Source organism: Campylobacter concisus, from assembly GCF_015230015.1.
Classification (GTDB): Bacteria; Campylobacterota; Campylobacteria; order Campylobacterales; family Campylobacteraceae; genus Campylobacter_A; species Campylobacter_A concisus_AF.
This window is the reverse complement of sequence record NZ_JAAKZC010000001.1, coordinates 176,732-199,914: the sequence shown is the minus strand read 5'-3', so window position 1 is coordinate 199,914 and position 23,183 is coordinate 176,732. Positions and strand designations below refer to the sequence as shown.

The 23,183-nt window shown below is 40.8% G+C and carries 29 protein-coding genes; 26 read left to right on the top strand and 3 right to left on the bottom strand.

The window, feature by feature from the left end; all coding sequences use genetic code 11:
• Positions 1-7: 7 nt before the first annotated feature.
• Entirely contained in the window at positions 8-235 is a 228-nt protein-coding gene (locus G6W42_RS01005) for a hypothetical protein (RefSeq protein ID WP_004318043.1), read from the top strand.
• Positions 236-359: 124 nt separating this feature from the next.
• On the opposite strand, the gene aqpZ is transcribed toward G6W42_RS01005, so the two are convergent.
• A complete protein-coding gene (aqpZ, locus tag G6W42_RS01000; protein ID WP_194172597.1) occupies positions 360-1,067 on the bottom strand; it encodes an aquaporin Z in 708 nt (235 codons plus the stop codon).
• Between the two features lie 407 nt (positions 1,068-1,474).
• Here aqpZ and G6W42_RS00995 point away from each other — a divergent pair, with 407 nt between their 5' ends.
• Together G6W42_RS00995 and G6W42_RS00990 are read left to right on the top strand one after the other, a co-directional pair.
• Complete coding sequence (locus G6W42_RS00995) at positions 1,475-2,665, top strand: NifS family cysteine desulfurase (protein WP_194172596.1); 1,191 nt, start codon at positions 1,475-1,477, stop codon at positions 2,663-2,665.
• Between the two features lie 16 nt (positions 2,666-2,681).
• Entirely contained in the window at positions 2,682-3,674 is a 993-nt protein-coding gene (locus tag G6W42_RS00990) for an iron-sulfur cluster assembly scaffold protein (protein ID WP_194172595.1), read from the top strand.
• An 86-nt stretch (positions 3,675-3,760) separates the two neighbouring features.
• Here G6W42_RS00990 and miaA read toward each other — a convergent pair whose 3' ends face one another.
• On the bottom strand, positions 3,761-4,636 hold the full coding sequence (gene miaA, locus G6W42_RS00985) for a tRNA (adenosine(37)-N6)-dimethylallyltransferase MiaA (protein ID WP_194172594.1): 876 nt from the start codon (positions 4,634-4,636) through the stop codon (positions 3,761-3,763).
• Positions 4,637-4,638: 2 nt separating this feature from the next.
• Positions 4,639-5,853 (bottom strand): FAD-dependent oxidoreductase, encoded by a 1,215-nt coding sequence (locus G6W42_RS00980; RefSeq protein WP_194172593.1) that lies wholly within the window; start codon positions 5,851-5,853, stop codon positions 4,639-4,641.
• A gap of 102 nt (positions 5,854-5,955) precedes the next feature.
• On the opposite strand from G6W42_RS00980, the gene mqnP reads away from it, so the two are divergent.
• The 23 genes from mqnP to G6W42_RS00865 all read left to right on the top strand — a co-directional run bounded on the left by mqnP (position 5,956) and on the right by G6W42_RS00865 (position 23,126).
• On the top strand, positions 5,956-6,816 hold the full coding sequence (gene mqnP / locus G6W42_RS00975) for a menaquinone biosynthesis prenyltransferase MqnP (RefSeq protein WP_430640584.1): 861 nt from the start codon (positions 5,956-5,958) through the stop codon (positions 6,814-6,816).
• A complete protein-coding gene (locus G6W42_RS00970) occupies positions 6,813-7,334 on the top strand; it encodes a hypothetical protein (protein ID WP_194172591.1) in 522 nt (173 codons plus the stop codon). The genes mqnP and G6W42_RS00970 overlap by 4 nt, the downstream gene beginning before the upstream one ends.
• A 9-nt stretch (positions 7,335-7,343) precedes the next feature.
• Positions 7,344-7,850, top strand: a complete 507-nt coding sequence (locus G6W42_RS00965; RefSeq protein ID WP_103607326.1) for a DUF6115 domain-containing protein — start codon at positions 7,344-7,346, stop codon at positions 7,848-7,850.
• Positions 7,851-7,983: 133 nt separating this feature from the next.
• On the top strand, positions 7,984-8,952 hold the full coding sequence (gene moaA / locus G6W42_RS00960) for a GTP 3',8-cyclase MoaA (RefSeq protein WP_012001065.1): 969 nt from the start codon (positions 7,984-7,986) through the stop codon (positions 8,950-8,952).
• Complete coding sequence (locus G6W42_RS00955; protein WP_194172590.1) at positions 8,952-9,707, top strand: 7-carboxy-7-deazaguanine synthase QueE; 756 nt, start codon at positions 8,952-8,954, stop codon at positions 9,705-9,707. Before moaA ends, G6W42_RS00955 begins: the two co-directional genes overlap by 1 nt.
• Positions 9,707-10,288: a 6-pyruvoyl trahydropterin synthase family protein gene (locus tag G6W42_RS00950; RefSeq protein ID WP_148806690.1), complete on the top strand. Its 582-nt coding sequence runs from the start codon at positions 9,707-9,709 to the stop codon at positions 10,286-10,288. Before G6W42_RS00955 ends, G6W42_RS00950 begins: the two co-directional genes overlap by 1 nt.
• Positions 10,288-10,491, top strand: coding sequence for a hypothetical protein (locus tag G6W42_RS00945; protein WP_009295012.1), 204 nt, complete (start codon positions 10,288-10,290; stop codon positions 10,489-10,491). Before G6W42_RS00950 ends, G6W42_RS00945 begins: the two co-directional genes overlap by 1 nt.
• The gene (locus tag G6W42_RS00940) at positions 10,488-10,889 is read left to right on the top strand and encodes a hypothetical protein (RefSeq protein ID WP_194172589.1); all 402 of its coding nucleotides are present in this window, start codon (positions 10,488-10,490) and stop codon (positions 10,887-10,889) included. The genes G6W42_RS00945 and G6W42_RS00940 overlap by 4 nt, the downstream gene beginning before the upstream one ends.
• Positions 10,890-11,546 carry a 16S rRNA (uracil(1498)-N(3))-methyltransferase gene (locus G6W42_RS00935; RefSeq protein WP_194172588.1) on the top strand — a complete coding sequence of 219 codons (657 nt, stop codon included), beginning with the start codon at positions 10,890-10,892 and terminating at the stop codon, positions 11,544-11,546.
• 81 nt (positions 11,547-11,627) lie between these two features.
• Positions 11,628-11,828, top strand: coding sequence for a 50S ribosomal protein L31 (gene rpmE / locus G6W42_RS00930; RefSeq protein WP_009295018.1), 201 nt, complete (start codon positions 11,628-11,630; stop codon positions 11,826-11,828).
• Between the two features lie 3 nt (positions 11,829-11,831).
• Complete coding sequence (gene rsmI, locus G6W42_RS00925; RefSeq protein ID WP_194172587.1) at positions 11,832-12,647, top strand: 16S rRNA (cytidine(1402)-2'-O)-methyltransferase; 816 nt, start codon at positions 11,832-11,834, stop codon at positions 12,645-12,647.
• Between the two features lie 100 nt (positions 12,648-12,747).
• A complete protein-coding gene (rlmB, locus tag G6W42_RS00920; protein WP_194172586.1) occupies positions 12,748-13,428 on the top strand; it encodes a 23S rRNA (guanosine(2251)-2'-O)-methyltransferase RlmB in 681 nt (226 codons plus the stop codon).
• Positions 13,421-14,362 carry a phosphatidylglycerophosphate synthase gene (locus G6W42_RS00915; RefSeq protein WP_194172585.1) on the top strand — a complete coding sequence of 314 codons (942 nt, stop codon included), beginning with the start codon at positions 13,421-13,423 and terminating at the stop codon, positions 14,360-14,362. The genes rlmB and G6W42_RS00915 overlap by 8 nt, the downstream gene beginning before the upstream one ends.
• The gene (locus tag G6W42_RS00910; protein ID WP_194172584.1) at positions 14,356-15,138 is read left to right on the top strand and encodes a hypothetical protein; all 783 of its coding nucleotides are present in this window, start codon (positions 14,356-14,358) and stop codon (positions 15,136-15,138) included. Before G6W42_RS00915 ends, G6W42_RS00910 begins: the two co-directional genes overlap by 7 nt.
• Positions 15,139-15,147: 9 nt before the next feature.
• Entirely contained in the window at positions 15,148-16,356 is a 1,209-nt protein-coding gene (locus G6W42_RS00905) for an LL-diaminopimelate aminotransferase (RefSeq protein ID WP_194172583.1), read from the top strand.
• Positions 16,353-17,615: a homoserine dehydrogenase gene (locus G6W42_RS00900; protein ID WP_194172582.1), complete on the top strand. Its 1,263-nt coding sequence runs from the start codon at positions 16,353-16,355 to the stop codon at positions 17,613-17,615. Before G6W42_RS00905 ends, G6W42_RS00900 begins: the two co-directional genes overlap by 4 nt.
• Before the next feature lies 1 nt (position 17,616).
• Positions 17,617-17,958 carry a YraN family protein gene (locus G6W42_RS00895; RefSeq protein WP_194172581.1) on the top strand — a complete coding sequence of 114 codons (342 nt, stop codon included), beginning with the start codon at positions 17,617-17,619 and terminating at the stop codon, positions 17,956-17,958.
• A 73-nt stretch (positions 17,959-18,031) separates the two neighbouring features.
• Positions 18,032-18,346 (top strand): thioredoxin, encoded by a 315-nt coding sequence (gene trxA / locus G6W42_RS00890; protein WP_012001054.1) that lies wholly within the window; start codon positions 18,032-18,034, stop codon positions 18,344-18,346.
• Positions 18,346-18,792 carry a hypothetical protein gene (locus G6W42_RS00885; protein ID WP_021089433.1) on the top strand — a complete coding sequence of 149 codons (447 nt, stop codon included), beginning with the start codon at positions 18,346-18,348 and terminating at the stop codon, positions 18,790-18,792. Before trxA ends, G6W42_RS00885 begins: the two co-directional genes overlap by 1 nt.
• A 9-nt stretch (positions 18,793-18,801) precedes the next feature.
• Positions 18,802-19,740, top strand: a complete 939-nt coding sequence (locus G6W42_RS00880) for an NAD(P)/FAD-dependent oxidoreductase (protein WP_194172580.1) — start codon at positions 18,802-18,804, stop codon at positions 19,738-19,740.
• Positions 19,741-20,080: 340 nt separating this feature from the next.
• Entirely contained in the window at positions 20,081-20,851 is a 771-nt protein-coding gene (gene dapB, locus G6W42_RS00875) for a 4-hydroxy-tetrahydrodipicolinate reductase (protein ID WP_194172579.1), read from the top strand.
• A 278-nt stretch (positions 20,852-21,129) separates the two neighbouring features.
• Entirely contained in the window at positions 21,130-22,467 is a 1,338-nt protein-coding gene (purF, locus tag G6W42_RS00870) for an amidophosphoribosyltransferase (protein ID WP_149704781.1), read from the top strand.
• Complete coding sequence (locus G6W42_RS00865; RefSeq protein WP_194172578.1) at positions 22,464-23,126, top strand: hypothetical protein; 663 nt, start codon at positions 22,464-22,466, stop codon at positions 23,124-23,126. Before purF ends, G6W42_RS00865 begins: the two co-directional genes overlap by 4 nt.
• Positions 23,127-23,183 lie beyond the last annotated feature (57 nt).

The following is a 23,183-nucleotide window of genomic DNA, read 5'->3' as shown; positions in this document are numbered from 1 at the left end:
AAAGTTGATGACTAAGATTTTAAATTTTTTATTTTCTTGGGGTTTTTTTGTTTTTGCTATCGCTCTTGGCGTAGCATTATGGTTTGCGATAAATTACGTCGATACGATTAGGCTTGAGTCAAGCTTTTATGATATCGGCGAGATATTTATGATGGCAGCTGTCTTTGGTATCGTTTTTTACCTTATTGCAGCGATATTTGTTATACCTATTAGGGCGATGACAAAAAAGGCCTAAAAACTCTTTTCATCTAAGAATTAAATTTCTTAGATGATCCCTCAAAATATCTTATAAATTTCTTTTTACTTATTTAAATTTAAAAGAGCAGAAAGGGCGAAACGCCCTTGAAGTATAAATTTAATTATTTTGCGCTTTTGCAGCCGCATGTGCAGCCTAAGATCCTATAAATGATAGCTCCGATGATAGCTCCAACAATAGGTGCAACCCAGAAAAGCCAAAGCTGCTCTAGCGCCCAAGTGCCTTGAAATATCGCAACGCCAGTTGAGCGAGCTGGGTTAACTGATGTGTTTGTGATAGGTATCGAGATAAGGTGGATAAGTGTCAAGCCAAGACCAATAGCGATAGGTGCAAAGCCTTTTGGAGCACGCTCGTCAGTAGCACCTAGGATGATGATAAGGAAAAACGCAGTTAGAACTATCTCTGCAACTAGCGCTGAGACTAGATTGTAGCCATTTGGTGAGTGCTCGCCGTATCCGTTACTAGCAAAACCGCTCGCAGTAGCGTCAAATCCAGCCTTGCCTGAAGCGATAAGATATAGCACGCCAGCAGCTGCGATCGCTCCGATAACCTGTGCGATGACGTAAGGCACGAAGTCTTTTTTGTCAAATCTTCCGCCAACTAGCAAGCCGACTGAGACAGCAGGGTTGAAGTGACCGCCGCTGATGTGACCAACTGCGTAAGCCATCGTAAGAACTGTAAGACCAAAAGCAAACGCAACGCCTACAAAGCCAATACCAAGCTCTGGAAAAGCCGCAGCAAATATCGCACTACCGCAACCTCCAAAAACTAACCAAAATGTGCCAAAAAACTCGGCTAAATATTTTTTCATCTCTTCCCTTTTAGGTAAATTTAAAAACGGGTGAGTTTAGCAAAAATGTGTGACATTACAAAAATATTCTAAAAATAAATTTTAAAATATATATCTTTTTATAAAAGCCATCAAAGTTTGTTTTTATTTTTTTATTTTATATCCAGCATATTAATAATTTTGCTTTATAATAATCAATCCTTAAGAAAAATAATTAATATTAAGAGTAAAATAGGCTTTTTTAGACCAAATTTCGCAAATGGCGTATCTGCCAAATATTGATAAGGAATTTCAATATATTTTACTATCAAAATGAGCCAAATATTGAAAAAACTAAAGCTATTTTTTAAACTTGCTTTTAACTTTTTTGTTATAATATCCCATCAAAAATAAAAGGGATATTTTTTATCCGAATTAAGGTTTTAAATTTGAGAGTATATTTAGATAATAACGCCACAACGATGGTTGATCCAGAAGCTTTTGAACTTATGAAGCCGTTTTTTTGCGAAAAATATGGCAACCCAAACTCACTACACAAATTTGGCTCAGAGACCCACCCAGCACTAAGAACAGCGCTCGATCAGCTCTACGCTGGCATAAACGCAAAAGATAGCGATGACATCGTCGTTACCTCATGTGCGACCGAGAGCAACAACTGGGTTGTAAAAGGCATCTACTTTGACAAAATAGCAACCGGCGAGAAAAAACGCATCGTCACCACCGCAGTCGAGCACCCAGCCATTTTAGCAACTTGTAAATTTCTAGAAAAGCATGGCGTGGAGCTTACGGTTTTAGACGTAAATAGCGATGGTATCGTTACTCCAGATCAGTTAAGAGCTGTCATGGACGAAAATGTTGCACTTGTCGCCATAATGAGCGCAAACAACGAAACTGGCATGATCTTTCCTATAAAAGAGCTTGCCAAAGTCGCCCACGAATACGGCGCTTTATTTCACACTGACGCCGTACAAGCAGTCGGCAAGATAAAGATAGATGTTCAAGACCTAGACGTTGATTTCCTAAGCTTTTCAGCGCATAAATTTCACGGACCAAAGGGCGTTGGCGCGTTATTTATAAAAAATAGCATGCCACTAAGCAGCTTGCTTCACGGCGGCGAGCACATGGGCGGACGCAGAAGCGGCACGCTTGATGTGCCAGGTATCGTCGGTATGGGCAAAGCGCTTGAGCTGGCAAATAAATTTATGGATTACGAGCACTCGCACGTTCGCCGTTTGCGTGACAAACTTGAAGACGCATTGCTGCAAATTCCTGACGTTAGCGTCGTTGGCAAAAAAGAGCAACGCGTGCCAAACACCATCCTAGCCTCTATCAAAGGCGTCGAGGGCGAGGCGATGCTTTGGGATCTAAATAGAGCTGGCATAGCGGCATCTACTGGCTCTGCTTGTGCGAGCGAGACACTTGAGAGCAACCCTATCATGGAGGCGATCGGGGCTGACAAAGAGCTAGCTCACACTGCACTTAGACTCTCTCTTTCAAGGTTTAACACCGAAGAAGAGATCGACTATGCGATCGAGCAAATAACAAAGGCTGTAAATAGGCTAAGAGGCATCTCAAGCACATTTGCATACGCCCCAGAGTGGCATAAGAGTGGATTATAAAATTTAAAGGAAAAACATGGCAAAAAATAACTTAATCGGAGGCTCTATCTGGGATGAATACTCAAAGGTAGTGCAAGATAGGATGAATAATCCTAAATTCATGGGCGAGCTAACCGAAGAGGACGCCAAAAAAGCAAACGCAAAGCTCATCATCGCTGACTTTGGCGCAGAAAGCTGCGGCGACGCGGTCAGGCTTTATTGGCTCGTTGATGAGAAAACTGACAAGATAATAGACGCTAAATTTAAAAGCTTTGGCTGTGGCACGGCGATAGCTAGCTCTGACACGATGGCTGAGCTTTGCATCGGCAAAACTGTCGATGAAGCGGTTAAGATAACAAATTTAGATGTTGAAAGAGCTATGCGTGACAACCCAGACACCCCAGCTGTGCCACCTCAAAAGATGCACTGCTCAGTTATGGCATACGACGTCATCAAGGCAGCTGCTGCAAGCTACAAGGGCATAGACCCAGAGCACTTTGAAGATGAGATCATCGTTTGCGAGTGCGCTAGGGTGAGCCTTGGCACGATCAAAGAGGTGATAAGACTAAACGACCTTCACACGGTTGAGGAGATCACGCAGTACACCAAAGCTGGAGCATTTTGCAAGTCATGCGTTAGACCTGGCGGACACGAGAAAAAGGACTACTACCTTGTTGATATCTTGCGTGATACTAGGGCCGAGATGGAGCAAGAAAGGCTCGAGACTCAGGCCAACGCTCAAGCAAACAATACGCTTAGCGACGTTAGCTTTGAGAGCATGACGATGGTTGGTCAGCTAAAAGCGATCGAATCGATCATCGATAAAGAGATCCGCCCGATGCTTATGATGGATGGCGGAAATTTAGAGATCATAGACATCAGAAACGATAACGGCGAAAATATCGATGTTTATATCCGCTATCTTGGCGCTTGCTCAGGCTGTTCAAGTGGCTCTACTGGCACGCTTTATGCGATAGAAAATGTCTTACAAGAGAGCCTAAGCCCAAAAATCAGGGTCATGCCTATATAAATTTATCGAACGGCTTCTTTTGGAGCTGTTCGCCCCCCCCTGCTAAATTAAATTTACCACCTAGACAATTTAAATTTAACTCAAATTTATACTTTTAAAAATTTCAAAATTTCACCTCTAGTCTGCACCAAGTCGCCAACAAATTTCTTCTCAAACTGCGACCTATTAAAGGTTCGCTGACGCTTAGCAAGCTGAGCTGTGTGCGTAGCGATGAGAGTTTCAAGCTCACTTTTTGAAATTTCACCCTCCAAAAACTGCTTGCACTCCTTTAGACCTATCGATTTTAAGGGTTTTGGCTCGCTCTTATACTTGCCAAATAAAAACTTCGCCTCATCTATCAAGCCCTCATCTAGCATATTTTTTGTCCGCTTTGCTATGCGAGCTCTAAGCTCCTCTTTATCCCACAAAATTTCAAATATCACAAGCTCTTTTATGACGCTTGGCTTGGTGTTTTCTTGTAGCCAAACGCTTGGAATTTGGCCGCTAAATTTATAAATTTGATACCATTTTTCGAGACGATAAGAGTCGTTTTGACTAAATTTGCCTGCAAACTCAGGGTCATTTTGTAAAGCCAGATCGTAAATTTCCTCGTTGCTTAAATTTAGCTCGCATTTTGGCACGTCTGGCGCAAGACCGCTAAGCATCGCCTTTAGATAAAAGCCGCTGCCGCCTGTGATGATAAGCGGGCAGCCTTGTGAGCACGCAAATTCCTTTGCCTTTTTGTAAATTTCAAAAAATGCCCCAACGCTAAATTCCTCATCAGGGTAAATTTCATCCACCCCAAAGTGCCTCACAGCCTCCAGTTGCCAGGGCTTTGGCTTTGCGCTGGCGATATCTATCTCTTTATAAAGTGCTAGCGAGTCAAGGCTTAGGATGACGCCCCCAAATTCCTTTGCTAGCTCAAAGGCTAGATCGCTCTTGCCGCTTGCTGTGGTGCCAATTAGCGCTAGTTCTTTAAACAAATTTAGCCCTCATAAAATGAGCTAAAAAGTAAAATTTCATCGCTATCTTCGTTGCTTTTGCCCTCTTTAATAAGATCAGCCAAAACGCCTGCAAAGTGTGGTGCGTAACTTAGTTCATTTAGCCCGTACGCTTGGTTATAGAGTAAATTTTGATATGTCTCATCTCGTCCAAGAGCTGGCTTGTCGTTTGAGCTAAGAAGCACAAAATTTGCCCTAAAACTAGGCTCTTTTAGCTCGCTTATGCCAAGGTGTCTTTTTAGCTCGTTTAAAAATGCGTTGATCTTTTCTGTTTTTACAAGCGTATCGATAGCGCCCACTTGTAAATTTGTGATGATCGTGACGCCATTTTTAGTTGGATAAATTTTGGCAAACATATCATTTAAAATGATCGGTTTTTTAGGTATCTGATCTTCGTTTAACACAAGATCTATGGTGTAAAATTTAGCCAAAATGGCGCTTAAATTTGTCCCAAGTTTGCTTGAAAGCTCCAAATTCCTGCTCGCCACGACAAAGCTATCAGCCTCGTACTCGCCAGCTGCGCCAACAGCCTTTTGCACGGCTTGCCCCTGCGTTTTTAGCTCATAAATTTCATCATTTATAAACTGCACTCCAAGCTCATTTAGCTCGCTAAAAAGTGCGTTTCGTAGCTCTTTAACATTGATACTCGCGTTTTTAGCTAAATTTAGCGCCCCTTTTATATTTTTATTTATCAGGCCAAAATTTGCTAGCTCACTATCCACGCTTAAAATTTCTTGCTCGCTATCAGCGACCCTTGTCTCATCAAGCCTCTTTTTAAAGCTCTCATCCTCGCTAAAGATGAGATAAACGCCACTTTTTTCAAATTTTATCTGCGGATATTTTTCGCTTAGCTCTTTTAAAATTTCAAAGCTCTTTTGTCCAAATTTCTTAAACAAAATTCTCATCTTTTTATCGTGAGTCTTTGTTGATTTAAGCGTGAAATTCGCCATCCAAGCTCTAAAATTTTCATTTAGGCAAAGTGCTATATCAAGCTCGCTTTTTTTACTAACTAGCCCCAAAAATGAGCTAGATATCGCGCCATCTCTTGCGAGAGCTGGGGTGTTAAATGGGGTTAAAATTCCGCTCTCAAACTCATCTTTTTGGCTACTAATAACTAAAATTTCTTCATTCTTTTTAGCTAGCTCAAGTGCCGTAAACAACGCACTAAAACTATCTCCGATAATCGCTATTTTACTCATCATAACCCTTCATTTTAAATTACTCTCGCAATGATAATATAAATTTAGATTTAAAGCAAAATGGTGTAAAATCAGACACTTTTTAAAAAGATGGAAATTTATATGATCAAAAAGCTAAAAGATATCGCAGAACTCATCGTTTTTAAGCACTCGGTTTTTGCTTTGCCATTTATCTTTGTGGCGATGATAGTTGCGAGCAAGATAGAAAATGGCTCGGCTTGGTTTGGCTTTAAACTGCTTATTTTAGGCACTCTTTGCGCAGTTAGCGCTAGAAATTTCGCCATGGCGTTTAACAGATACCAAGACGAGGACATCGACAAGCTAAACCCACGAACCGCAAGCCGTCCAAGCGTAGATGGACGCATCGGCAAGGGCAATATGCAGCTTTTCATCGCAGCAAACGCGTTTATCTTTATCATCTGCGCTTATTTTGTAAATTCGCTCGCATTTTGGCTAAGCTTCCCTATCCTTGCCGTGCTTGGCGGATACTCGCTGTTTAAGCGCTTTAGCGAGCTAGCACACTTGGTGCTAGGCCTTAGTCTTGGACTTGCTCCTATCGCTGGCGTGGTCGCAGTAAGCGCTACTATACCGCTTTGGAGCGTGCTACTTTGCCTTGGTGTGACATTTTGGGTGGCTGGATTTGACCTGCTTTACTCGCTGCAGGATATGAAATTTGACCAAGAAAACAAGCTCTTTAGCATACCAGCGATATATGGCGACAAGGCGACACTATTTTTATCAGCCATTTTTCACGCTCTAGCCTTTATACTCTGGCTACTTTTTGCTTGGGCGGCTGGACTTGGAGCGATGGCGTTTTTTGGCATTGTGGTAAGCGGCGTGATCTTATTTTTTGAGCATAGGATCGTAAGGCGTGACTTTAGCAAGATAGACAGGGCGTTTTTTACGCTAAATGGCTACTTGGGAATTTTATTTTTCATATTTGTTTGGATAAGTGTATTATGAGCGAAGTAAGGCTTTTTAAAGCGCCTCTTAGCATGGTTTATGAGTGCGACAGAAGTGGAGATGAGAAATTTTTAAGAGAATTTAACTCTATCTTGCCAGGCGATGAAGATGCGCTTGGAGCGTGGCTAAAGCGAGCAAAATCACGCGGCGAGACCAAAGAGAGCGACCAAGTCTTGCTAACGCTTGTCATCGAGCTTCATAGAAAGATCGATGCGCTAAGTGATTATATAAAAAATGAGCACAAGCAATACTTGCCGCTAAGCGAGAGCGCAGATATCGACGAGATCGGCTTTACGCATATAAAAATAAGCGAAGATAAATTTAAAAAAGATGAAATTTACTACGCAAGGATTGCGATGCCTATCTTTCCAAAGAGAAATTTGAGCCTTTATCTAAGGGCGCAGGATGAGAGGCTAGCAAAGATAGAGAACATGCACGAAGAGGATGAGGCCGACTGGAACGCTTATGTGACGGCTAGAGAGCGTGTGATGATAAGAGAGCTTAGAGCGAATTCGTAAAGGAAAAATATGGAAATTTACATTTTTTTAGGTTTTGGCATCGTTTTAGCGATAATAATAGCTTTGATATTTATAAAAGATAGCGAGACAAATAAGAAATTTGCAAGGTATGAGCGTGCCATAGAGAGCGCCATGCAAGAAAACTACAATCTCAAAAAGCAGCTAGTCGCACTAGCAAGCTTTAAGCCTGATGATGACGAGCAGCTAAAAGATGTAAAAGATGAGCTAAAAGAGCAGATAAATGAGCAAATAAACGAAAAAATCGTGCCAATAATCCGCGCCATAAAGAGCATCGAGCGAGTGATAGATGACTTTGCAAACGAACAAAAAGATAGGATGTTTAACCTTGAGGAGCGAACAAGAGATATCAATAAAATCGCCCCAAGCGTCATCAACGAAGAAGAGCAGATCCTAAAGATGTTTAAAGATGGCAAAAGCGCAGCCATGATCGCTAAAGATCTTCACGTGGGTATGGGGCGAGTTGAATTTGTGCTTAAATTTCATAAATTAGCCTAAATTTGGGCTAATTTTAAAAGACAAAACTACTCTTAAACTACAAAAATTAGCTTAAATTTTTATTTAAATTTAAATCTTTTAACATATAATTGAAAATTAAAAAAGCTCTAACCAAGCTTAAAAAAGGTGCTTTATGCTAATAGATAAATATGGTCGGGTTGTTGATTATTTGAGAATTTCCGTGACGCAGCGGTGCAATTTTAGATGTAGATATTGCATGCCTACGACACCATTTAGTTGGACGCCAAAAGAGAATTTACTGACATTTGAAGAGCTATTTTTATTTGTAAAAGTAGCTATCGACGAGGGTGTGAAAAAGATCAGGATCACAGGCGGTGAGCCACTCGTGCGCAAGGATCTGGACGTCTTTATAAAGATGATAAGCGATTACAAGCCAGACATCGATCTAGCGCTTACGACAAATGGCTTTATGCTGCCACACTTTGCCAAAAGACTAAAGGACGCTGGTCTAAAGCGCATAAATATGTCGCTTGATACGCTAAATGAGCAAAAGGCTAAATTTATCGCTCAAAAGAGCGTCTTACACGAGGTTTTAGCTGGCTTTGAGGCAGCACTTGACGCTGGACTAAAGGTAAAGATAAACACAGTCGCGCTAAAAGGCTTTAACGACGATGAACTAGTAAATTTGCTTGAGTTTGCTAAATTTAGAAATTCTCAGATCAGATTTATCGAATATATGGAAAATTCGCACGCCAAAGAGGATCTAAAAGGGCTAAAAAGCGATGAAATTTTAAAGATCATCTCGCAAAAATATAATGTCACAAAAGATGAAAAATTGCCAAACGCACCTGCGTCTATTTATAGGCTTGATGACGGCTATAAATTTGGCATCATAGACCCCCACAAACACGACTTTTGCGAAAGTTGCAACCGCATCAGACTAAGCGCTGAGGGACTTTTGATACCTTGCCTTTACTTTGAAGATGCGCTAAGTATCAAAAAAGCAGTTGCAAATGGCGACATCGTCGCAGCAAGCGAGATCTTAAGACAAGTGCTAGCTAACAAGCCAAAAGAGAACAAATGGGCTCTAGGGGCTGAAAACGAGACCTCTTCAAGGGCCTTTTACCAAACTGGTGGTTGATGAGCAAAGAGCTAGAATTAGTTGAGGCATTTTTAAGCATCCAAGGCGAGGGCGCTTATCAGGGCAGGCTCGCTGTGTTTTTACGCTTTTTGGGCTGCAACCTAAACTGCTCTGGCTTTGGCGTAAAGACAAGGTCTTTAAAAACAGGCGAAGAGCTTTTGGGATGCGATAGCATAAGGGCCGTTTTTAAGGGGCATTTTCACCACAAAAGATATAGCGCAGATGAAATTTTAAGCCTAGTTGATGGGCTATGCAAAGGCTTGGAGCAAAAGCCAATCATCGTTTTAACAGGCGGCGAGCCACTAATCTGGCATCAAAATGAAAATTTCATAAATTTGGTAAGAAATTTGCTTATAAACTACGAGGTGCATTTTGAGACAAATGGCACGATCTTGGTTGATTTTGATAAATTTGAAATTTATAAAAACTGCCATTTTGCACTTGGCGTAAAGCTAGCAAATAGCGGAGTTAGCGAGCAAAAACGCATAAATTTAGATGCCATCTTAGCTATCAAAAATAACGCTAAAAGCAGCTTTTTAAAATTTGTCCTCTCGCGTTTTGATAAAACCGAGCTGGAGGAAATTTTATATATAAAAGATAGAGCAAATTTGCCAGTTTGGTGCATGGCGATGGGCGCAAATGAGGACGAGCTAAGCAAAAATGCTCTAAAAACAGCGCAGTTTGCCATAAAGCATGGATTTAACTACTCAGAGCGTATCCACATCAGGCTTTGGGGCGACAAAGAGGGTGTTTGATGATTATTAGAAAACTTTTTAGATTTGAAAATGCGCATATCGTGAGATTTTGTAGCTCAAAGCGCTGCAGGACAAGCATCCACGGACACAGCTACGTAGCAGAAATTTTACTTAGCTCAAATTTTCTTGATAACGCTGGCATGGTCTATGACTTTGGGCTGATGAAGCAAAACATAAAGACGATCATCGATAGCTTCGACCACGCTACAACCATTTTTTCAGGCGATAGTGACGAGTACAAAAACGATCTTAAAAAGCACTCTGCAAGGTGGGTCGAGATCCCGCTAAATCCCAGCGCAGAGCAGTTTTGCCGCATATTTTTTGTCATGATAGAGCGGATACTTGAGCTTAGCGTGATGAACAACGGCGAGCGCGAGGTGAAGCTTCATAGTGTCATCGTGCACGAGACCGACACTGGCTATGCGCAGTGCTTTAAAGAGGACGCGATAAATGCGCAAATGGGCGAGATAAGGCTTAGTGATATCAAATTTTCAGAGGCCGTTATAGACGAGTGGGAAGATAAAAATTTGCTTGAAAAGATGATAAATAAGATAAAAATAGAAAATCCAAAGGACGTTTAATGAAAAAATTTATAACCTCTTTTTTGCTTATAGCTGGCGTATTTTTGGGATGTGGAGATAAAGAAGAGGCCAAAAGTGACGTTAGTGAGCCAGTCCCTAGTGATGTTACGATAGCTCAGCCTGATGCAAATGTAACTATCGACGAGCAGCTGCCACCTGAGCCAGTCGTCGAAGAAAACGAGCCTCCTAAAGAGAAGAAATGAACGAACATTTAGCCTCACTTTTTGCCTACACTTTGCCATTTCACGTGGCGTTTTTTTATGCGCTAATTGCCTTAGCGGTGCTTTATCTAGCGCTTACTCAGTTTGGAGTGAGGACTAAAAACTACGTACTTCGTATAAGATATTTTCTGCCTATTTATCATATGCTGCTTAGCTTTTTGGTGCTAACTGGGCTCATTTTATGGGCGTACTACAACTACGAGCTAAAATTTAACGCCATAAAAATGCTTCTTGTCTTGATAGCCCTGATCGCACTTAGCGCAGTTGGGTATAAAAGGCTAAAAAGATACGCCATTGCTGGCGAGCTAGAGAAATTTAAAAAATTTGCCCTTATTAAAGGCATTTGCGACATTATTTTTATCATCATAGCAGGGATTTAGATGAAATTTTTATATGATAAAAACGCTGGCGAAGAGCGCCTGAAAATAGTAAATGAGGCATTTTTACACCTAAAAGCTAGAAGGGTTGAAGCAGGAGAACGCATAAGTGTTAGAAATTTACTCGACGACAAAGAGTACATCTATGAGATCGATGAGATAGAGCGCAGAAGTGCAAATTTAAGCCTTGTCTTTGCCAGCCTAAACTGCGAGCATAAATTTGACTTTACCATCGCTTGGGCGGTCGTTGATCCAAAGACGATCGAAAAGGCGATGCCCTTTTTAAATGAGCTTGGTGTTGGCAAGATCGCCTTTGTCTATACTAAATTTTCTCAGGCAAATTTCAAGATCGACCTTGAAAAGCTAAACTACATAAACGCACTTTCATGTGAGCAGTGCGGGAGAACGTCGCTAATGGAGTTTGAAATTTATAAAAATTTAGACGAGCTAATGAGCGTTTATAAAAATGTCTCAGCTATAAATTTTGGCGGCAGAAATTTAAATGAAAAAAGAGACGATGAGATATTAATAATCGGTCCAGAGGGCGGATTTAGCGAGGATGAGACGGCTAAATTTAAAAATATCTACGGCCTAAATACAAAAAATATCCTAAGATCACAGACCGCAGTCATATCTGTGGCGGCAAAATTTCTTGCTTGATTTATTTGATTTTTAGATTAGTTTTTATATAATCAGCAACTTTTAAGGTAACAAATAGCCCAAAATAATAAAGGAAAGATGATGAAAAAAGAGATCCATCCAGAGTATGTAGATTGCACCGTAACTTGCGCGTGTGGCAACACTTTTAAGACAAAGTCAAACAAAAGCGAAATCAGAATTGACATTTGCGACAAGTGCCACCCATTTTTCACAGGCAGCGAAAAGATAGTTGATAGCGCTGGCCGTGTTGAGAAATTTAAGAAAAAATACGCTCAAAAATAAGCCTTGCTCTACTTTATTCCTACTCCAATAGGAAATTTAGAAGATATCTCGCTTCGCACGATCAAAATTTTGCGTGAATGCGAGATAGCTATCTGCGAAGATACAAGAGTTTGCAAAAGCCTTGTAAATCTACTAAACGAACGCTTTGACGCAAATATAAATATCTCAAATTTTATCCCACTTCACACACACAACGAAGATGAATTTTTTGCAAATTTAAGTGATGAAATTTGGAGCAAAAATATAGCTTATATGAGTGACGCTGGCATGCCGGGCATAAGCGACCCAGGCGTTAGCCTAGTAAGATACGCTCAAAAAAATGATATCAAATACGAAATTTTAAGCGGAGCAAACGCCGCACTTTTAAGCGTGGTTGCAAGCGGACTTTGCGATAAAGAGTTTGTTTTCTTAGGATTTTTACCAAACACCGGCAGAGACAGAGCTCTAGCCATACAAAACGCTCTAAGCTTAGCCTATCCAGCCGTCATCTATGAGAGCCCAAAACGTATATTAAGCTTGGTGCAAAGCATCGCAAATTTAGAGCCAGAGAGAGAAATCTTTGCCATAAAAGAGGCCACCAAAAAATTTGAGACTAAATTTAAAGGCACAGCCAAAAATTTAGCCCAAATTTTAGAAAAAGCAAATTTAAACGGCGAGTGGGCAGTTGTCATCTCAAAAAGTGCCAACATAGCCACTCAAAATATCACAAAAGATGAGATCATCTCTCTTGATATCGCCCCAAAAGCAAAGGCAAAACTGCTTAGCAAAATAACTGGCGAAGATGTCAAAAAGATATACGACGAGCTCATAAAATCATAAATTTAAAAGCTCAAATTTACCCACAAAGTTTCAAAAATTCACTCAAATTTAGAAGCAAAATAAGTTAAATTTTACTTGATTTTAGCTACCATAAGCAACTATGATAATATACGGAAAACAGCTATTTTTACATATTTTGAACAAGCGTCCGCAGATCCTAGAAGAGATATATCTCTCAAAAGAGTGTGATAAAAAACTCTTCTCAAAAATTTGCGGCACAGGCAAGAAGATCATCCGCGTGGATAATCAAAAGGCGCAGTCGATGGCGCATGGTGGCAACCATCAAGGCTTTTTAGCAAGCGTTAGCGAGTATGAGTTTTCAGACTTTAGTGAGCTAAAAAAGCTAAATTTCATCGCCGTGCTTTATGGCATAAGTGACGTTGGAAACATCGGCGCCATCGCTAGAAGCGCTTATGCTTTAGGCTGCGAAGGACTGGTTATTGTTGCAAAAAGTGTAAATATGCAAGGCGTTTTAAGGTCAAGTAGCGGTGCTGCTTATGAGATACCAATAGCGATCTTTGAAGACGGACTTAGCCTGCTAAATGAGCTAAAACAGTGTGGTTTCAGGCTCTACGCGACGGCAAGCAACGGCAAAAATATAAAAGAGATGAAATTTGCTGGCAAAAGGGCTTTGGTGATGGGCTCAGAGGGCGAAGGCATACCACAAAAAGCTCTAGCAAAGTGCGATGAGTGCGTCGGTATCAAGCTAAAAGACGGCTGGGACTCCCTAAATGTAAGTGCAGCTTTTGCGATAATTTGTGATAGGATGATAGATGAATGAACTAGAAAATTTAAAAGAGATAGGCATAAAGGAAATTTCGCGTAAAACGCACATTGAACCCACATTTTTACAATACATTTTTGACAAAAATTTTGAAAAATTATCACGCTTAAATATCAAAGGTTACGCCAAAATTTTACAGCGTGAGTATGGCGTCGATCTTAGCGAACTTCTCGCTGAATACGACGCATTTATGCAAGAAAACATGCCTGATGAGAGCAAAAAAACAAAAGTTAGTCCAAAAATTTCTTCTTACACACCTGAAGATGTCTCGATCCAAAGACAAAATAGCGGTGGTGGGGCTGGATTTTTCTTTTGGATCATCATTTTAGCTATCATCGGCGGCGGTGCTTACTACTTTGACGCTTACAAATACGTCCAAAATTTCATTGCAAGCCTAAACGAAGACAATACAAGCGTGAGCTACTCGCAATCAAGCATTGTAAATGAAGTGAAGAAAAATATAATCGACACAAATGTAACAATCTCTCAAAACACTCCAAAGATCGACACAAACGCTTCAAGCGTGAAAATTTCAGCTCCAGCTGAGCAAAATGTGACTGTAAGTCCTGCCAACATAGAGCAAAATGCTGCAAAACCTAGCATGGCAGCCCAGCCAGCTCCAAAAGTAGAGCAAAATGTGACAAAGCCACTAAATGAGGCGGTTATCACACCAAAACAGCGCGTTTGGATAGGCATCATTAACCTTGAAAATGGTCAAAAGACGTCAAGCGACACAAGCAAGAGTGTAAATATAAATTTAGACCAAAGACAGCTAGTAGTTTGTGGAAATGGCAACATCGAGCTTAAGATTGGCGATAAAGTGACAAAATATAATCCAAGCCGTCCAGCTAGATTTTTAGTAGAAAATGGCGATATGAAATTTTTAACTTATGACGAGTTTGTCGAGATGAATAAGGGCAAATCTTGGTAAAAAAACTAGCCATATTTCTTATTTTTAGCGTTTTTTCATACGCTTTTGATCTAAATAGCAGCGCAAACGCACTAAGTAGCGGAAAAGATCTACAAATTTCTTTAGAAAATTTAGACACTAACGGCTCACTAAACGTTGGCGAGCTAGTCTCAAGGCTAAAGCAAAGCTCAAACTACGATGCTCTCTCTTTTAGCTCAAATAGCTTAAATTTAAAATTTATAAGCACGCAAAAAGTCCCCTCAGCACTATTTGTCAAATCGATAAATTTAGCTCTTGAAGATGCAAATATAAGCGTGGCAAGGGTAAATTCTCTAAAAAATAGCAATGAAATTTCTTATGGGATTTTAGCCCTAAAAAGTGGCGGCATAGATCCAAATTTACTAAATTTCACTCTTAGTAAAAGCGGCTTTAAGATCATGGGATTTGATAGAGTTGATGGAAATTTAGCGCTTTATTTGGACGCTAAAAATATGAGCCTAAATGCCTCAAAAGTAAATTTTAACGAAGAGACTCCGCTTGTAAAAAGTGGCGGTGTCTATATCGTAGATGTAGCAGGTGCAAGCAGCCTAAATATCATCTCAAACGAGCCAAACAAATGGGTGCCGCTTGTTAGAATTTATGATAAAAACTTAAACCAAATCGATCTAAAAAGAGAAAACGAGATAAAAACTAACTACACCATAAATTTAGCTAACGACGCAAAATATGCGTTAATTAGCGACAATAACGACATAACTAATATTAAAAACGAGATAATTATCAAGCTTATAAAATAGGAGCAAACAGTGTTTGATGAGATAAGATTTAATACAATTGAGCGTTTGCCAAACTACGTTTTTGCCGAAGTAAATGCGATCAAAATGGCAGCACGCAGAGCTGGCGAGGACATCATAGACTTCTCTATGGGCAACCCAGAGGGCAGAACACCGCAACACATCGTCGATAAACTATGCGAAAGCGCGCAAAAAGACAAGACTCACGGCTACTCAGCCAGCGCTGGAATTTACAAGCTCCGCCTTGCCATTTGCAACTGGTATAAGCGCAAATACGGCGTAAATTTAGACCCAGAGACCGAAGCAGTTGCCACCATGGGTAGCAAAGAGGGCTTTGTGCATCTTGCTCAAGCCATAATAAACCCAGGCGACGTGGCTATCGTGCCTGATCCTGCATATCCGATACACACGCAAGCGTTTTTATTTGCTGGTGGAAGTGTCGCAAAGATGCCACTTCACTACAATGATAAATTTGAACTAGACGAGAATAAATTTTTTGAAAATTTGATCCAGACGATACATGCAAGCTCACCAAAACCAAAATATGTAGTCGTAAATTTCCCTCACAATCCAACGACCGTGACCGTGCAAAAGAGCTTTTACGAGCGCCTTGTAAGCATCGCAAAGCAAGAGAGATTTTACATCATCTCAGATATCGCCTACGCTGATCTTACCTTTGATGGCTACAAAACGCCAAGCATTTTTGAAGTAGATGGCGCAAAAGACGTCGCAGTCGAGTGCTATACACTTTCAAAAAGCTACAACATGGCTGGCTGGAGAGTTGGCTTTATGTGCGGAAACAAAAGGCTTTGCGCCGCACTTAAAAAGATAAAATCATGGGTTGATTACGGTATGTTTACGCCTATTCAGGTCTCTGCCACAGTCGCACTTGACGGAGATCAAAGCTGCGTTGAAGAGATACGTCAAATTTATGAAAAAAGAAGAGATGTGATGATAGAGGCCTTTACTCAGGCTGGCTGGGAGCTTAAAAAGCCAAATGCTAGTATGTTTATCTGGGCAAAACTTCCGCCAAAGGTTAGCCACTTAGGCAGCCTTGAGTTTTCAAAGCAGCTTCTTACAAAGGCATCAGTCGCTGTTAGCCCTGGTATCGGTTTTGGCGAGGGTGGAAACGACTACGTGCGTCTAGCTCTTATCGAAAATGAAAATAGGATAAGACAAGCGGCCAGAAATATAAAAAAATATTTGAAAGAATTTGAATGAATGTAGCGATATTGGGCGTTGGAACCGTTGGCGAGTCGGTCGCAAAAATTTTACTAAAAAATAAAAAACTAATCGCAGCAAGATGTGGCGAGGAGATAGTGCCAGTCATCGGAGTGGTTAGAAATTTAAATAAAAAAAGAGACGCTGGTATCCCTTTGACTGACGATATAAATAGCGTCATAAACCGCGATGATATCGACGTTTTTGTCGAGCTTATGGGCGGTGTTGAAGAGCCTTTTAGAGTGGTGAGTGAAATTTTAAAACGCAAAAAAGCAATCGTCACTGCAAACAAAGCGCTTCTTGCCTATCATAGATATGCTTTACAAAATTTAGCCAAAAACACGCCATTTGGCTTTGAAGCAAGCGTGGCTGGTGGCATACCGATCATTAGAGCCTTAAGAGAGGGGCTTAGCGCCAACCACATCTTAAGCATAAATGGCATACTAAATGGCACAAGTAACTACATCTTAACCTCGATGATGAATGAGGGCTCAAATTTTAAAGACGCACTTAAAAAGGCGCAAGAGCTTGGATACGCTGAGGCTGATCCTACTTTTGACGTGGGTGGCTTTGATACAGCTCACAAGCTTCTCATCCTAGCAAGCATCGCTTATGGCGTGCACGGCGATCCAGAGGATATCTTGATAGAAGGGATTCAATGCATCACGCCAGAAGATATATTTTTCGCAAAGGACTTTGAATACTCGATCAAGCTTCTAGCTATCGCCAAAAAAAGCGAAGGCAAGGTCGAACTACGCGTGCATCCTGCGCTTGTGCCACAAAACAAAATGATAGCGAAGGCAAGTGGCGTAACAAATGCGATCAGCGTTGTTGGCGAAGTCGTTGGCGAGACGATGTACTATGGCCCAGGAGCTGGCGGCGACGCAACAGCAAGCGCAGTAATTAGCGATCTTATCGACATTGCAAGAGATAGCAAGTCGCCTATGCTTGGATACAAAGCGCCATTTGAGCTAAACACCTTAGAGCTGCTTGACCGTGACAGGATAAAGACGAAGTACTACTTTAGACTAAAAGTCGAAGACAAAATGGGCGTACTAGCAAAGATAACAAATTTAATGAGTGAGAATAATCTCTCGATAGATAGCTTGCTACAAAAGCCAAAAGACGAGAGCGAGTATGCCGTGCTATTTTTCACGACGCACACGAGCTTAGAGGCTGATGCGAAGCGAACGATGGAGCTTTTAAAAGAGCAAGAGTATATAAAAGAAGAGCCATTTATGATGAGGATCGAGGAGTAGTTTGGGGCTAAAAGAGTATCTCTTTGGCAAGAACTCGGAAGATAGGGCTTGCGAATTTTTGCGTAAGCTTGATTTTATCATTTTAGAGAGAAATTTCCACTCTAAATTTGGCGAGATCGACATCATAGCGCTAAGTAATGATAAAATTTTGCACTTTATAGAAGTAAAAGCAACTAGCGGAGAATACGAGGCCCAGTACCGCCTAAACAAGGCGAAATATATGAAAATTTTAAAAACTATAAATTTTTATATGATGAAAAATGAGCCAAATAGAGACTTTCAGCTCGATCTGCTTGTTGTAAAAAATGAAAATTTTCAGTTGATAGAAAATATTAGTTTATAATAAAATTTATTATTTAGCTAAAATTTAAATTTGATTTTGTATAATTGCCACATCTTGAAAATAAGGAGAACAAATGGGAAAATACATCGAACTCACAAAAGAAAATTTTGATGTAACAAAAGAAGGCGTTGCTCTAGTAGATTTCTGGGCTCCATGGTGCGGACCTTGCCGTATGCTAGCTCCAGTGATCGAAGAGCTTGCTGAAGACTTTGACGGCAAAGCAAAAATTTGCAAGGTAAATACTGATGAAGTGCAAGATCTTGCAGTTGAGTTTGGCATCAGATCGATCCCAACATTGCTATTTTTTAAAAATGGCGAGCTAGTTGAGCAAATGGTCGGTGCGCAGTCAAAACAAGCCCTAACTGACAAACTAAATTCGCTTCTTTAATGAGCGAAAAAAGAAGAGGAAGTCTGCTTCCTCTTACCTATATATTTGGTTCATTTTTTGGTGCAGCTATGATAGCAGCTGCATTTGCGTATAGCAACTATCGTTTTTCACAATATAAATTTGTTGATTTTGCGAAGCTAGTTTTTTACGAAAAAAGCGAGATTTTCACTCCAAAAGAGCCAAAATACACGCTTTTAATCTTCAGCTCAAATCAATCAAAATTAGACGAAATTTTACCAACCAAAAATGAAACAGTTGTGGCGATCGATATCTTTCAAAAAAGATATGAGTCAAACTCAACACTAAAATACATAAGCTCGGATATAAATACAGTTTTAGAACTGATGCGAAATTTGAGCATCACAAAGCTACCAAGCAGTGTTGAGATAGTTCATCAAAGGGGCGAAATTTACAAACAAAATTCGTCCATAAAAGTTTTAGAATAAAGGAAATTTATGCTTGATTTAGCGATCATCGGAGGCGGTCCAGCAGGACTAAGCGCCGGACTTTACGCCACTAGAGGCGGATTAAAAAATGTTGTAATGTTTGAAAAAGGCGAGCCTGGCGGTCAGATCACCTCTAGCTCAGAGATAGAAAACTACCCAGGTCAAAAAGCCCCTGGCGAGAGCGGCTTTGACTTTATGAGCACTTGGTGGAAGCAGTGCAGTGCATTTGGACTAGTTCATAAGTGGGCAAATGTCGTTGGCGTTAGAAAAAATAGTGACGGTAGCTTTGAAATTTTACTTGAAGGCGGCAAGAGCGAGCAGGCAAAGGCTGTCATCGTAGCGACTGGCTCAACCCCGAGACATGCTGGCTTTAAAGGCGAGGACGAGTTCTTTGGCAAAGGCGTTAGCACATGCGCAACATGCGATGGCTTCTTTTACAAAAACAAAGAGGTAGCCGTTCTTGGCGGTGGCGACACAGCTGTTGAAGAGGCACTTTACCTAGCAAATATCTGCTCAAAAGTTTATCTAGTGCATAGACGTGACGAGTTTAGAGCGGCACCAACAACCGTTGAAAAAGCTAGAAAAAATGAGAAGATCGAGTTTATAACAAGTGCGACTGTAAAAGAGGCGCTTGGCGATAATATGGGCCTAACAAAGATCGTGCTTGATACTAAAAATGGTGAGCGCGTGCTTGATGTGCCGGGCATTTTCACATTTGTCGGACTAAATGTAAATAACGAAATTTTAAAAGACGAAAACGGCAAATTTATTTGCGAAATGGCTGATGGCGGACAGGTAAAGACTAACCTTAAGATGCAAACTAGCCTAAAAGGGCTCTTTGTAGCAGGTGACATCAGAGAGGACGCTCCAAAGCAAGTCATCGTAGCAGCAGGTGATGGCGCAGTGGCTGCACTTAGCGCTATGAGCTATATAGAAAGCTTACATTAATACTTAAATTTAGCCAAATTTTTGGCTAAATTTCTCTTTTAAAATAAACCATTTTTAGCAAAATTTATATTTTTAAAATGCTTGATTTTTAGGCTAATCAGAATTTTTCAAAAATTGCATTAATAAATAACTCTAAGAAATAATGTAGCCACATTTTGGCACAAAATGATAAAGAGATGGCATATAAACTATTAATAGCTATTTTTTTGATCGCAGTAATTGCCACGACGCTAATTTTTAATTAAATTCTAACCACAAGTAGCTCTTTTCAAAAGCCGTTTCGTAATCTCTCTATAATAAATTTTATGTTAAATTTCAACCAAAATTCAAAGGATAAATTTTGGTAAAAATAGGACTTTACGGCGCTAGCGGCAAGATGGCTCAAAGTATCATATCTTGTTTAAAAGATGAGAAAAACGCGCTTTTAAGCGTCGCTTTTAGCCAAAAAAATGAGGTTGAAAATTTAAGCAGCGAACTTTTGACAAACGACTTTGCTAAATTTTTTGAAGCGTGCGACGTCATCATCGACTTTAGCCAAAAAGAGGCGACGGTGGCGCTACTAAACTATGCTAGAACTAACCCAAAACCACTAGTCATCGGCACGACTGGACTAAATGACGATGAGAAAAACTTGCTTTACCTAGCATCAGGTGCTATGCCAATACTCTACGCAACAAATATGAGTCTTGGCGTAGCAGTGTTAAACCGCATAGCAAGGATCGCTTCGAAAGTTTTAAGAGAATTTGATATCGAGATCGTCGAGCAGCACCACAGACACAAAAAGGACGCTCCAAGCGGCACTGCGATGACTTTAGCAGGCTGCGTGGCAGAAGCCAGAGATCTAAATTTAAAAGATGTTTTAGTAACAGGCAGAGCTGGCATGGTGGGTGCAAGAAGTAAAGACGAGATCGCAGTTATGGCGCTTCGTGGCGGCGACGTGGTCGGTCGTCACACGGTTGGCTTTTACAATGACGGCGAATTTATCGAGCTAAACCACACGGCAACTAGCAGAGCGACCTTCTCAAAAGGTGCCATTAAGGCTGCCATCTGGCTAAAAGATCAAAGCAGTGGTCTATACTCGATAGATGATAGTTTGGGGCTTGATGATTAAATTTAAGCTTGATGATATAAAGAGATACGAGTTAGAATTTGGCGATAAATTCTACCTACCAGAGCGCAAAAAGCGTCAAAATTTAGGAGCTGGTGAGTTGATTTGAGATTATGGAATTTAGTTTTAGTGCATGTGGATTATTATAAATGGTGCAAATAACGGCAAATGTGCCAGCACTTTGGGCAACAAGCCACTTACAAAATAGTGCTTAGGCGTTAAAAGTGAGAGCAAATTTAACTGCAAAGATGAAATTTAAAAAGATGAAAAGAGGATAAAAGATGTGTGCGATAGTTGGTATCATAAATTCTAAGGACGCGGCGAAAACAGCGTATTATGCGCTATTTTCTATGCAACACCGCGGTCAAGAGGCAAGTGGCATCAGCGTCTGTAACGACGGCGAGATCTCTACCCACAAGGGCAACGGCCTAGTCACCGAGGTCTTTAACGAAGAGATCTTAAGCTCACTAAAAGGCGACATGGCGATCGGTCACAACCGCTATGCAACAGCTGGCAAAAACTCAGGCCGTGACGCCCAGCCAATAGCCGCCAACTACGCCCTAGGTCAAATCTCAATCGTTCACAACGGAAATTTGGTCAATAAAGACGAGGTTAGAGACGAGCTTATCAAAGATGGCGCGATATTTCAGACAAATATGGACACCGAAAACATCATCCACCTCATCGCAAGAAACCACGACGAACACCTGCAAGATCGCATCATCGCAGCACTTGACAAGATAAAAGGTGCTTACTGCTTACTCGTGCAGTCACGCCACAAAACCTTTGCCATAAGAGACCGCTGGGGCGTTAGGCCACTAAGCCTTGGCAGGTTAAAAGATGGCGGATATATCGTAGCTAGCGAGACTTGTGCGTTTGATCTTGTGGGAGCGACATTTATAAGAGATGTTAGACCTGGCGAGATGATAGTTTTTGAGCATGGCAAGAGTGAGTTTCAAAGCTTGCAAATCTTCGAGCCAGAGCCTAGAATTTGCGCCTTTGAATACATCTACTTTGCGCGCCCAGATAGCGTCATAGAGGGCAAAAGCGTCTATGAAGTGAGAAAAAAGATGGGCGAAGTGCTAGCAAAAAAGAGCAAGATAAAGGCTGATTTTGTAGTGCCTGTGCCAGATAGTGGCGTGCCAGCGGCGCTTGGATATGCAAATGAGAGCAAAATTCCATTTGAGCTAGCCATCACCAGAAACCACTATGTTGGCAGGACATTTATCGAGCCAAGCCAAGAGATGAGAAATTTAAAGGTTAAGCTAAAACTTAACCCAATGTCAAGCGTGCTAGCTGGTAAAAGCATCGTCGTTATCGATGACAGCATCGTTCGTGGCACTACTTCTAAAAAGGTGGTCGATCTCTTAAGACACGCAGGGGCGAAAGAAATTCACTTCAGAGTTGCGTGCCCTGAGCTAAAGTATCCTGAGCGATACGGCATAGATACACCAAGCTTTGAGGAGCTAATAAGCGCCAAAAAAAGCGTCGAAGAGGTCAGAGAGTACATCGGAGCTGATAGCTTGGAGTTTTTGAGCATCGATGAGCTTAAAGAGAGTATCGGCAATGAGAGAAAGTACTCGCTTGTAAGCTTTGATGGTGACTACTTCATAAAATGAGAAATTTAGTAGTTTTGCTGCTTGCAGCACTCTTTTTTGCTGGCTGCTCGCAAAAGACACCTAGCAAAAAGGATGAAATTTCTATCATGGTGAGCTACTTTGAGCTAAATGGCAAAAAGCAGCAACTACTCATAAAAAGCATGCCAAATTTGGCTGATAAAAATGCCAGCGTGCCATTTTTTGGCATGGTAAATTTTCTTGATCAAAATAAAACTACAAGTGCTTATTCTCTCGTAAGTGGCGTTATAAACGTCATTGAAGCAGATAGCGCCTCTATAAATTTAAACAAAACTAGTGACGTTTTAGCTCTTAAAAAATCTAGCGAGATAAGGTTTTACGAGATAAGGCCTGATGTGGTTGAGAGTGTTAAATTTAGATCACCAAACGGCGTTTGCGCTGAGTTTTTGGCTCAAAATCCAGTTTTTGTAAATGCGGCCACCAACTACTACTTAAGAGATGATAGCTTTTTTGCAAGTTTAATTGATGCAAAATTTGTCTATAAAAAGGGCGCAAAGATCCTAAAAAAGGAGTTTGCTTATAGCATCTTAGAGCCCAAAATCCTAGAAGAAGCCAAAGAATTTACACAAAAATCAAACCAGCTTTTCTTAAACGATATGCAAAAGCTTGGCAGACTGCTTGACATACTCTGCACATTTTAGTAGGCACTTACACACTAAATTTAAACTTTTTCACAAGCCTGCACCCTTTTAAAATTT

Bases quoted from the DNA above. Each gene is read 5' to 3' on its own strand.
- G6W42_RS01005 (WP_004318043.1), top strand. From the start codon at position 8: ATGACTAAGATTTTAAATTTTTTATTTTCTTGGGGTTTTTTTGTTTTT.
- aqpZ (WP_194172597.1), bottom strand. From the start codon at position 1,067: ATGAAAAAATATTTAGCCGAGTTTTTTGGCACATTTTGGTTAGTTTTT.
- G6W42_RS00990 (WP_194172595.1), top strand. From the start codon at position 2,682: ATGGCAAAAAATAACTTAATCGGAGGCTCTATCTGGGATGAATACTCA.
- G6W42_RS00980 (WP_194172593.1), bottom strand. From the start codon at position 5,853: ATGAGTAAAATAGCGATTATCGGAGATAGTTTTAGTGCGTTGTTTACG.
- mqnP (WP_430640584.1), top strand. From the start codon at position 5,956: ATGATCAAAAAGCTAAAAGATATCGCAGAACTCATCGTTTTTAAGCAC.
- G6W42_RS00970 (WP_194172591.1), top strand. From the start codon at position 6,813: ATGAGCGAAGTAAGGCTTTTTAAAGCGCCTCTTAGCATGGTTTATGAG.
- G6W42_RS00965 (WP_103607326.1), top strand. From the start codon at position 7,344: ATGGAAATTTACATTTTTTTAGGTTTTGGCATCGTTTTAGCGATAATA.
- moaA (WP_012001065.1), top strand. From the start codon at position 7,984: ATGCTAATAGATAAATATGGTCGGGTTGTTGATTATTTGAGAATTTCC.
- G6W42_RS00955 (WP_194172590.1), top strand. From the start codon at position 8,952: ATGAGCAAAGAGCTAGAATTAGTTGAGGCATTTTTAAGCATCCAAGGC.
- G6W42_RS00950 (WP_148806690.1), top strand. From the start codon at position 9,707: ATGATTATTAGAAAACTTTTTAGATTTGAAAATGCGCATATCGTGAGA.
- G6W42_RS00945 (WP_009295012.1), top strand. From the start codon at position 10,288: ATGAAAAAATTTATAACCTCTTTTTTGCTTATAGCTGGCGTATTTTTG.
- G6W42_RS00940 (WP_194172589.1), top strand. From the start codon at position 10,488: ATGAACGAACATTTAGCCTCACTTTTTGCCTACACTTTGCCATTTCAC.
- G6W42_RS00935 (WP_194172588.1), top strand. From the start codon at position 10,890: ATGAAATTTTTATATGATAAAAACGCTGGCGAAGAGCGCCTGAAAATA.
- rpmE (WP_009295018.1), top strand. From the start codon at position 11,628: ATGAAAAAAGAGATCCATCCAGAGTATGTAGATTGCACCGTAACTTGC.
- rlmB (WP_194172586.1), top strand. From the start codon at position 12,748: ATGATAATATACGGAAAACAGCTATTTTTACATATTTTGAACAAGCGT.
- G6W42_RS00915 (WP_194172585.1), top strand. From the start codon at position 13,421: ATGAATGAACTAGAAAATTTAAAAGAGATAGGCATAAAGGAAATTTCG.
- G6W42_RS00900 (WP_194172582.1), top strand. From the start codon at position 16,353: ATGAATGTAGCGATATTGGGCGTTGGAACCGTTGGCGAGTCGGTCGCA.
- trxA (WP_012001054.1), top strand. From the start codon at position 18,032: ATGGGAAAATACATCGAACTCACAAAAGAAAATTTTGATGTAACAAAA.
- G6W42_RS00885 (WP_021089433.1), top strand. From the start codon at position 18,346: ATGAGCGAAAAAAGAAGAGGAAGTCTGCTTCCTCTTACCTATATATTT.
- G6W42_RS00880 (WP_194172580.1), top strand. From the start codon at position 18,802: ATGCTTGATTTAGCGATCATCGGAGGCGGTCCAGCAGGACTAAGCGCC.
- purF (WP_149704781.1), top strand. From the start codon at position 21,130: ATGTGTGCGATAGTTGGTATCATAAATTCTAAGGACGCGGCGAAAACA.
- G6W42_RS00865 (WP_194172578.1), top strand. From the start codon at position 22,464: ATGAGAAATTTAGTAGTTTTGCTGCTTGCAGCACTCTTTTTTGCTGGC.